Raw genomic sequence first — 8,021 nt, forward strand, 5'->3', positions numbered from 1 at the left:
GGGCTCCGGAACGGACTCGGGGTCATGCCATTGATTTTTCCGCAACGCCGACCGGGGCAAGCCCCGAAGATCCGCCCGAAATCACCGCCAGTTCGTTGTTGAGGAAAGCCTGCTTGTGACGGATCGCACGGGCGAGCCGACCTCCGCCAGGGCGCTAACATCGGGTCAGGCCCATTCCCCTGAACCCCTGACCTATCACCGCCATGACCTTTCAGCTGCCCTTTGCCGACCGCCTCAACAACGTTGAAACCTCCGCCATCCGCGAACTGTTCAAGCTCTTGGGCAAGCCCGGCATCATCAGCTTTGCCGGCGGCTTCCCCGACAGCGCCATGTTCGACGTTGACGGCATTCGCGAAGCCGTCAACGCCGCGCTCACCGAAGAACCCGGCGGCGCGCTGCAATACGGCGCCACCGAGGGCTACAACCCGCTGCGCGAACAGCTCGCTGCCTTCATGACCAGCAAAGGCAACCAAGGCGTGACGGCCAACGACCTGATCGTCACCACCGGCAGCCAGCAGGCGCTGGACCTGCTGGGCAAGACGCTGGTGTCGCCCGGCGACAAGGTCATCGTCGAAGGCCCCACCTTCCTCGCCACCATCCAGTGTTTTCGCCTCTACGGCGCCGAGTTGATCACCGCACCGGTGGATGGCAATGGCGTGGACACCGACCGGCTGGAAAAGCTGATCGAAGAACACAAGCCTAAGTTCGTCTACCTCATCCCCACCTTCGGCAACCCCAGCGGCGCCATGCTCAGCCTGGAGCGCCGCAAAAAGGTGCTGGAGATGGCTGTGAAGCACAACACGCTCATCGTGGAAGACGACCCCTACGGTGACCTCTACTTCGGCGATGCACCACCCCCCAGCCTGCTGGCCTTAAGCAACCAAGTGCCCGGCAGCCGCGAGCGCCTGGTGCACTGCGGCTCACTCAGCAAAGTGCTGAGCCCCGGCCTGCGCGTGGGCTGGATGATCGGCCCCGCCGAACTGCTGGCCAAGGCCACCATGTGCAAACAGTTCAGCGACGCCCACACCAGCACCTTCGCCCAGGCCACCGCCGCGCAGTACCTCAAAGCCGGCCGCATGCCCGCCACGCTCGCCAAGGTGCGCGCCGTCTACGCCGAACGCGCCACCGCCATGGGCAACGCGTTGCGTCGCGAGCTGGGCGACGCCATCGAGTTTGTGCAACCGCAAGGCGGCCTGTTCGTCTGGGCTCGCCTCACCGGCGCAGGCGGCAAGGTAGGCGATGGCGGCGAACTGGCCAAGCGCGCGATTGAAAAAGGCGTGGCCTTCGTGCCCGGTGCGCCGTTCTTTGCTTCGAACCCCGATCACGCCACGCTGCGCCTGAGCTTTGCGACGGTGGGGGTGGAGAAGATTGAAGAAGGGGTGGGGCGGTTGGGCCAGGCGGTGTGACGTGAACCGCTTGCTGCGGCCGGAGAGACCGTCGGATGTCGAGGCCATCACCAGCCTGACCTCCGCCGCTTTTCTGAACGCACCGCACACCAGCCACACCGAGGCCTTCATCGTCAACGCGCTGCGCCGCGCCGGGGCAATGAGCGTGTCGCTCGTGGCGGAGCAGGGCGGTGAGTTGGTGGGGCACGTGGCAACTTCGCTGGTGCTGGTGTCCGAAGGCTCACCGGGCTGGCATGGGTTGGGGCCGATCTCGGTGTTGCCGGCCCTGCAGGGTCAGGGCATCGGTTCGGCATTGATGCACGCCGCGCTGCAGGCGCTGCGCGATCAAGGCGCGGCGGGCTGCATGCTGGTGGGCGAACCGGGCTATTACCGGCGCTTTGGTTTTCGCAACGAGCCGCAGCTGGTGTACCCGGACATTCCACAGGCGTACTTCATGGTGCTGCCGTTCACCGATACCTTGCCGCAGGGCACGGTGATGTTTCACGAAGCGTTTGGCGCCACGGCCTGAGAGCACCCGAACGCGGCGGTTCATCGCCACGTTGAACGGGATCAACGCCGTGCGCTCGCCGGTATTTCTGAACCGCCGGAGCCTCAGTCTGGCCGACGGCGTTGGAGCCAGTGCTTTGCGCGGGAAGGCGCACGCGGTGCGCCTGCGCCGGGTGCGCGGGTCTTGAGCAGGCTGCTGGGCAGGCTGCCCTGGAACAAGGGCAGCAACGATTCCAGGGAGCGCACGGCATGGATTTCGTTGTGCATTTTGCAGAGGTCGGCGTAGAGCTCTGCGCGCATGTACCAGAGGCCTTCGGCGTCTTGGGTGGACGCGATCTGCCGGTGCAGACGGGGGTTGAGGTCGAGGCCGCGTCCGCCGTGCAGCTTCATCATGGCCTCGCGGATGCGGACGACGGCGTCATGATCGTGCACCACTTTTTCCACGCCGAGCACGGCGTGAACGCTGACGCGCAGGCTGTCCATCAGGCTGTTGGACAAGGTCGATAGGGCTTCGCTGGCCGAGGATGCTCGTTTGGACACGCCGGAAGCGTAAGCAGTTTTTGTTCCTGTCCGCACAGAGTTTTTGTAACTATATGTTTTTCTGTTGCACGTCGCCAGCGTTCACTGGGGGCCTTTCACCCGCATCCAGTGGGGATTCACATCGGCTCAACCGACCTGCTCGAACTGGTCGGGGTTGCGGCCCTTGAAAGGTTTGTAAAACGCCTTGATGGTCGCCATGTCGGCTTCGATGTCACCGGTGGGTTCAAACACCGGCCCCAGACCGCTGTGCTTGGTGGCGTAGTCCATGTAGGCCATGATGATCGGGACCCGGGCACCGAGGGCGATGTAGTAGAAGCCGGTTTTCCAGTAGCGGGCCTTGCTGCGCGTGCCTTCGGGCGGCACGATGAGTTGCAGCGGGCCGTCGGCGTCGATGAGGGCCTGGCTGGAGGCGGCGACGAGGTTGGTGGACTGTTCGCGGTTCACCGGGATACCGCCGAGCCACATCATGAGACCGCGAAACGGCGGTTTGAAGATGCTTTGTTTGCCCATCCAGTGGGGGTTGAGGCGCAGCGCGAAAGCCACCATCAGGGTGTAGGGCAGGTCCCAGTTACTGGTGTGCGGCGCGGCAATGAACACGCTTTTGGCCGCGCCCCGCGGCAGCGCGCCTTCGACAGTCCAGCCCGTGAGCCGCAGAAAGGCCACCGACAACCCGCGCAGCACTGTGTTGACGACCGGGGTGGTGAAGATGGTGCGGTGCATGGGCGGGCAGTATCGCCGATGACGCGGGCGCGACCGGCCCCCGCAGACGCCGCGCTACCATCGCGCACCACCGGACAACCAGGAGACGGATGCATGCCGACATCGCTGAATGTGCAGGGCCTTGAGGTGTTCATCGAAGGCAGCGGCCCGACCGTGGTGATGCTGCACGGCTGGCCCGACTCGCCAGCGGTCTGGGACGAAACGGTGGCCGCCTTGCGCGACAGCCACCGCTGTGTGCGCTTTGCGCTGCCGGGGTACGACCTGTCGCAGCCGTCGCGCCCGGTGTCGGTGAATGAGATGTGCACGCTGATCGCGGCGGTGGTGGACGCGGTGAGCCCGAGCGAGCCGGTGACGCTGCTGCTGCACGACTGGGGTTGTTTCTTTGGCTACGAGTACGCGGCGCGCCACCTTCAGCGGGTCGTGCGGGTGGCCAGCGCCGACATCGGCGACACCAACACCGGCGCCTACCTCCAGTCGCTCACCACCAAAGAGAAGCTGATGATCGCCGGATACCAGCTCTGGCTGGCCGTGGCCTGGAAGCTGGGGCCGGCGCTGCCGGGCCTGGCCAACCGCATGACGCGGTTCATGGCGCGCCAGATCGGCTGTCGCACGCCGCCTGGGCAGATCGGCTGGCAGATGAACTACCCGTACGCGATGCAGTGGTTCGGATCGTTCGGCGGACTGCGCGGCGTGGAGCGGGTGGACCGGCTGCTCGGCCCGAAGTTGCCCACGCTGTTTTTCTTCGGCAAACGCAAGCCCTTCATGTTCCATTCCGCGCGCTGGCTGGCGCAACTCGCGACCGCGCCGGGCTGCGAAGTGAAAGGGCTGGACGCGGGGCACTGGATGATGAAACAGAAGCCTGCCGAGTTCAACGCCACGCTGCGCGCCTGGCTGGACAAGCACCCTTCGAGACCGCCCACCGAGGCGGTGAACGCCAAGTGAACCCCGAAGACCTGGAGCGCCTGCTCACCGTGGAGATGCCCTACGGCAAATACAAGGGCCGCGTGATCGCCGACCTGCCGGGCAACTACCTCAACTGGTTCGCGCGCGAAGGTTTCCCCAAGGGCGACATCGGCCGGCTGCTCGCGCTGATGCACGAGATCGACCACAACGGGCTCAGCGACCTGCTCACGCCGCTGCGCCAGCGGCTCCGTTCTTGAGAGGCTGAGCGTCTTTTGCTCATGCCCGCTCACCACGCCAAAACGCACCCACTCGCGTTGCAAATGCGCGCCATAGCCCGCTATGGCTGTGCTTTGCGCCTTGACTGGACACGTTTTGACGCGTTGCTCGGCCACGCCCAAAAAACGCTCAGCCTCTGAGCGCCTCGTGCACCATGGCCGCTGCCCAGGCGTCGTTGGCGGCGTAGATCAGCTGGGCCTCGCTCAGGCGCGGGTTGGCCCAGTTGGAGGTGGCGGCCTTTTTGGACTTGATGAAGCGCTGGTTGAAGAGCACCGCGACCGCGCCCTTGACGCCCATGTCTTTGCGGTAGCCCTGCTCGCGGAAGATGTGGTTGAGCTCCAGCACGCCAGCGGGCTCCACCATCAGCTTGGATTTGATGCGCTTGGTGTCGTCACCCAGGCCGAACCCGGCCTTGGTGTGGCGGCCATCGGCCAGCAGACCGGCGACCAGCTCCAGGCAGGCCGGGTCGTGCAGCTGAAACACCCAGGCCTGCTCGCGGGTGGAGAGCTGCACGATGTGCGGTCCGTCGGACACCTGGTCTTTGAGAAAAGTGGGCTTGCTCTCGGTGTCGAAACCCCAGTCGGCGTGATCGCGCAGCGCGGCCGCCGCCTCGCGGGCCTGCGGCGCGTTGTCCACCAGGGTGATCTGGTGCAGCCCGAGGCGGCGGAATTCGGGCAGCAGGGCGATGTCGTCCTTGCTCGGGGTGGGGCGGGTGGTGTTCATGGAGGGCAGAGCGGTGGGCACACGGATAATCGGGCCATTGTGCAACGCGCTCCCGCGCCGCCCGCTGGCCCATGACCTACACCCTCAAACTCTACGTGTCCGACGACACCACGCCCGCGCAACGGCAAGCGGCCGAGCGGCTGTTCCGCCAGGCGTTGGAGACGGCGCTGGGCGACGCGGCCATGGTGGTGCCGGTCTACAGCGCCTACCTCAACATCGTGGGCCAACACGGTGAGGCGCCCGACACCGAGGCGCTGACGCTGGACGAGCGCTTGGTGCTCGAGACCTGGCAGCAGGCCGAAACCGCTGCCATGGAGGCCGTGTTCGGCCCGCACCGCCACCTGGACGAAGGCGGCTACCAGATCGTGCTGCCCTCATAATCCGGGTCCGCTTCACGTCCTTCCAGGGCGCCACCACCCTTTGCAGGACATTCCATGAGAAAAATTTTTGAGCTTCGCCCTGAAGGCAAGCACCCGGACCGCGTGCTCGAAGCCGTCAAGCACGAGATCCGCAAATACATGAAGCGCGAGCGCCGCCGCGACCTGCCCGAAGGCGCGCACTTCTGGGATTTCGACTGCCGTTTCGGCGCCGACAAAGACAGCGCACAGGCCGTGCACCCGGCCGAGCTGATCGGTGCGCTGGACGCACTGGTGAAAGAAGGCGCAGCGCAGTGTTACGTGGAGTTGCTGGCCAAGCCGGGTGTGCGCCAAGTGCGTGAGCCGGGCGCTGAAGCCGCCGCTGCCGACGACGCCGAACCCGACGAAGCCTAAGCGTCGCCGAGCTTCCCCGCCGCGGCCGCTGCGGCGCGCAGCTTGTCCTTTTTGCTCGGGCGCTTGCCCTTGATGCCGCCGGTGCCCGCTTCCGCTGGCGGGGTCGGGTCGGTGGGCTCGAAGCCGGCGATGTGTTCCAGTGGCAGGCTCATGCCTTGGCGCTTTTCGATCAGCTGCCAGTGCGCCAACGTGGCGGCGGTCACGAAACTCACGGCCAGACCGCTTTCGCCCGCGCGACCCGTGCGCCCAATGCGGTGCACGTGGTCCACCGCCGAGCGCGGCAGGTCGTAGTTCACCACCACCGGCAACTGGTCGATGTGGAGTCCGCGCGCGGCGAGGTCGGTGGTGACCACCACGTCCCAGCGCTTTTCCTTGAACTCTTTCAGCGTCTGCTGCCGCGCGCCCTGGCTCAGGCCGCCGTGGAACGAGGTGGCGTAGATCTCGCCATGGTGCAGCTTGCCCGCCAGCCGCTCGGCGGCGTATTGCGTGGCCACGAACACCAGCACGCGCTGCCAGCTGTTGTCTTTGATGAGCTGGCGCAGCAGCTGGGTGCGGCGCTTGTCATCGACCGCGATGGCGCGCTGCAGCACCACGGGCGCTTCGTCCTGCGTGGGCGAGGGCACGTCCACGCGCCGCGGCTCGTGCAGCAGCTCGCGGGCCAGCGTTTCCACTGCCGGTGGGAACGTGGCCGAGAAAAACAGGTTCTGCCGTTGCGCGGGCAGCAGCGCGAGCACACGCGCGAGTTCGTCGGCAAAGCCGAGGTCGAGCAGGCGGTCGGCCTCGTCGAGCACCAGCAGCTCCACCGCGCCGAGCTTCAGTGCGTTGTGTTCCACCAGGTCGAGCAGGCGCCCGGGCGTGGCGACCACCACGTCGGCGCCGCCCCGCAGCGCCATCAGCTGCGGGTTGATCGAGACGCCGCCAAAGGCCACGATCAGCTTGGGCCGGGGCGTCAGCTTTTCGGCGAGCAAACGCAGCACCTCGCCCACCTGGGCCGCGAGTTCGCGCGTGGGCACCAGCACCAGCGCGCGCACGCGGCGGGGCGTGTGCGCGGGGCCGGCCAGCCAGCGCTGCAGCAAGGGCAGGGCGTAGGCGGCGGTTTTGCCCGACCCGGTCTGTGCCGTGGCGAGCAGATCGCCGCCGGCGAGCACGGCGGGGATGGCGTCGGTCTGGATGGGGGTGGGCGCGATGAAACCGAGATCGGCCGCGGCCTGGGCGAGGGAAGGGACGAGCCCGAGGGAGGTGAATGGCATGTGTGAGGTCTTTTGCCCAGTTTAACGGGCGCCCCTCTGTGCAGCCTTCGGCGGCGGCCCGCGCTACGATGCGAGCCCATGAAAAACAAGTTGTTGTCCGGCGGGCTGGTGTATTCGACCGAGTCCGGCCGCATGTGTCCCGGTTGCCGTCAGCCGGTCGCTCAGTGCACCTGTGGTCAGAAGGCCATCCCGCCAGGCGACGGCACCGTGCGCGTCTCGCGCGAGACCAAAGGGCGCGGCGGCAAGGCGGTGACCCTGGTCAAGGGCGTGGTGCTGGACGCCGCCGGACTGACCGCGCTGGGCAAGCAGCTCAAGGCGGCCTGCGGGACCGGCGGCACGGTGAAAGACGGCGTGATCGAGATCCAGGGTGACCACATTGAGAAGGTGATGGTCACGCTGAAGGCCCAAGGTCACAGCGTCAAGCGTTCAGGTGGTTGAGCGACTGCGTCAGAAGCAACGCGCCCACCACAGCCGCAGCGCGGCAAAGAGGTGTTTCATACGGCTTTGCATTCAAGCGTAGAACAAGGCGCGAAGCCGCAGACAGTGCTACAGCAGGGCAAGGCGAAGCAACGCAGTGATACGTTTGAAGGCGAAACCGTATCAACCCATTCACAGTTCGCCCATGGTGATCAGCGACAGCACGTCGGGCTGCATCAGCTCGTCGATGCCGGGCTCGGCGGGGGCCCAGGGCTTGCTCCACAGCAGCGCCGCCAGCACCAGCGCCATCAGCGCGCCACTCCAAACCACCGGATGCCCGCGCCAACCGGCCTGCAAGGTGGCCAGCGGGCCGGTGTGCACCACGGGCTGGGTGGCGGAGGTGCGCTGTTGCCATTGCGCCATGGTGCGCGCTTCCAGTGCGGCCAGGCCTTCATCGGGCGAGCGCGCCAAAACGTCGCGCAGGCGGTGTTTCAGGCGGTCGTCGCTGTGGGGTTCGGACGGGGTGGGGC

The 8,021-nt window shown here is 66.5% G+C and carries 12 protein-coding genes; 7 read left to right on the forward strand and 5 right to left on the reverse strand.

From position 1 onward, the window contains the following. The first annotated feature begins 215 nt into the window (after nt 1–215). Complete coding sequence (locus tag B0E41_RS21585) at nt 216–1,406, forward strand: PLP-dependent aminotransferase family protein (protein WP_077334356.1); 1,191 nt, start codon at nt 216–218, stop codon at nt 1,404–1,406. A 1-nt stretch (nt 1,407) separates the two neighbouring features. Next, complete coding sequence (locus B0E41_RS21590; RefSeq protein ID WP_077334336.1) at nt 1,408–1,914, forward strand: N-acetyltransferase; 507 nt, start codon at nt 1,408–1,410, stop codon at nt 1,912–1,914. 83 nt (nt 1,915–1,997) lie between these two features. Here B0E41_RS21590 and B0E41_RS21595 read toward each other — a convergent pair whose 3' ends face one another. Next, the gene (locus tag B0E41_RS21595) at nt 1,998–2,432 is read right to left on the reverse strand and encodes a hypothetical protein (protein WP_143433956.1); all 435 of its coding nucleotides are present in this window, start codon (nt 2,430–2,432) and stop codon (nt 1,998–2,000) included. Nucleotides 2,433–2,558: 126 nt separating this feature from the next. Further along, the gene (locus B0E41_RS21600; RefSeq protein ID WP_077334340.1) at nt 2,559–3,152 is read right to left on the reverse strand and encodes a lysophospholipid acyltransferase family protein; all 594 of its coding nucleotides are present in this window, start codon (nt 3,150–3,152) and stop codon (nt 2,559–2,561) included. A 93-nt stretch (nt 3,153–3,245) separates the two neighbouring features. Here B0E41_RS21600 and B0E41_RS21605 point away from each other — a divergent pair, with 93 nt between their 5' ends. Both B0E41_RS21605 and B0E41_RS21610 read left to right on the forward strand, forming a co-directional pair. Continuing rightward, nucleotides 3,246–4,094, forward strand: coding sequence for an alpha/beta hydrolase (locus tag B0E41_RS21605; protein WP_077334342.1), 849 nt, complete (start codon nt 3,246–3,248; stop codon nt 4,092–4,094). Beyond that, entirely contained in the window at nt 4,091–4,312 is a 222-nt protein-coding gene (locus B0E41_RS21610; protein WP_077334344.1) for a DUF3820 family protein, read from the forward strand. Before B0E41_RS21605 ends, B0E41_RS21610 begins: the two co-directional genes overlap by 4 nt. 148 nt (nt 4,313–4,460) lie before the next feature. On the opposite strand, the gene B0E41_RS21615 is transcribed toward B0E41_RS21610, so the two are convergent. Beyond that, nucleotides 4,461–5,054, reverse strand: coding sequence for a 3'-5' exonuclease (locus B0E41_RS21615; protein ID WP_077334346.1), 594 nt, complete (start codon nt 5,052–5,054; stop codon nt 4,461–4,463). 71 nt (nt 5,055–5,125) lie between these two features. On the opposite strand from B0E41_RS21615, the gene B0E41_RS21620 reads away from it, so the two are divergent. After that, nucleotides 5,126–5,434 carry a hypothetical protein gene (locus B0E41_RS21620; protein WP_077334348.1) on the forward strand — a complete coding sequence of 103 codons (309 nt, stop codon included), beginning with the start codon at nt 5,126–5,128 and terminating at the stop codon, nt 5,432–5,434. Nucleotides 5,435–5,488: 54 nt separating this feature from the next. Beyond that, on the forward strand, nt 5,489–5,824 hold the full coding sequence (locus B0E41_RS21625) for a DUF6172 family protein (RefSeq protein ID WP_077334350.1): 336 nt from the start codon (nt 5,489–5,491) through the stop codon (nt 5,822–5,824). Here B0E41_RS21625 and B0E41_RS21630 read toward each other — a convergent pair. Further along, on the reverse strand, nt 5,821–7,074 hold the full coding sequence (locus B0E41_RS21630) for a DEAD/DEAH box helicase (protein ID WP_077334352.1): 1,254 nt from the start codon (nt 7,072–7,074) through the stop codon (nt 5,821–5,823). The two genes, B0E41_RS21625 and B0E41_RS21630, sit on opposite strands and share 4 nt — an antisense overlap. A 78-nt stretch (nt 7,075–7,152) precedes the next feature. Here B0E41_RS21630 and B0E41_RS21635 point away from each other — a divergent pair, with 78 nt between their 5' ends. Then, a complete protein-coding gene (locus B0E41_RS21635) occupies nt 7,153–7,512 on the forward strand; it encodes a translation initiation factor Sui1 (protein WP_077334354.1) in 360 nt (119 codons plus the stop codon). Nucleotides 7,513–7,683: 171 nt separating this feature from the next. Here the strand turns inward: B0E41_RS21635 and B0E41_RS27230 are convergent. After that, nucleotides 7,684–8,021, reverse strand: a 338-nt coding sequence (locus B0E41_RS27230) for a hypothetical protein (protein WP_171984843.1), incomplete at its 5' end; no start/stop codon positions are given.

This window comes from Hydrogenophaga sp. A37 (genome assembly GCF_002001205.1).
Classification (GTDB): domain Bacteria; phylum Pseudomonadota; class Gammaproteobacteria; order Burkholderiales; family Burkholderiaceae_C; genus Hydrogenophaga.

Coding starts and splice junctions, on each gene's coding strand:
- B0E41_RS21635 (WP_077334354.1), top strand. CDS start 7,153: ATGAAAAACAAGTTGTTGTCCGGCGGGCTGGTGTATTCGACCGAGTCC.
- B0E41_RS21620 (WP_077334348.1), top strand. CDS start 5,126: ATGACCTACACCCTCAAACTCTACGTGTCCGACGACACCACGCCCGCG.
- B0E41_RS21600 (WP_077334340.1), bottom strand. CDS start 3,152: ATGCACCGCACCATCTTCACCACCCCGGTCGTCAACACAGTGCTGCGC.
- B0E41_RS21605 (WP_077334342.1), top strand. CDS start 3,246: ATGCCGACATCGCTGAATGTGCAGGGCCTTGAGGTGTTCATCGAAGGC.
- B0E41_RS21630 (WP_077334352.1), bottom strand. CDS start 7,074: ATGCCATTCACCTCCCTCGGGCTCGTCCCTTCCCTCGCCCAGGCCGCG.
- B0E41_RS21615 (WP_077334346.1), bottom strand. CDS start 5,054: ATGAACACCACCCGCCCCACCCCGAGCAAGGACGACATCGCCCTGCTG.
- B0E41_RS21625 (WP_077334350.1), top strand. CDS start 5,489: ATGAGAAAAATTTTTGAGCTTCGCCCTGAAGGCAAGCACCCGGACCGC.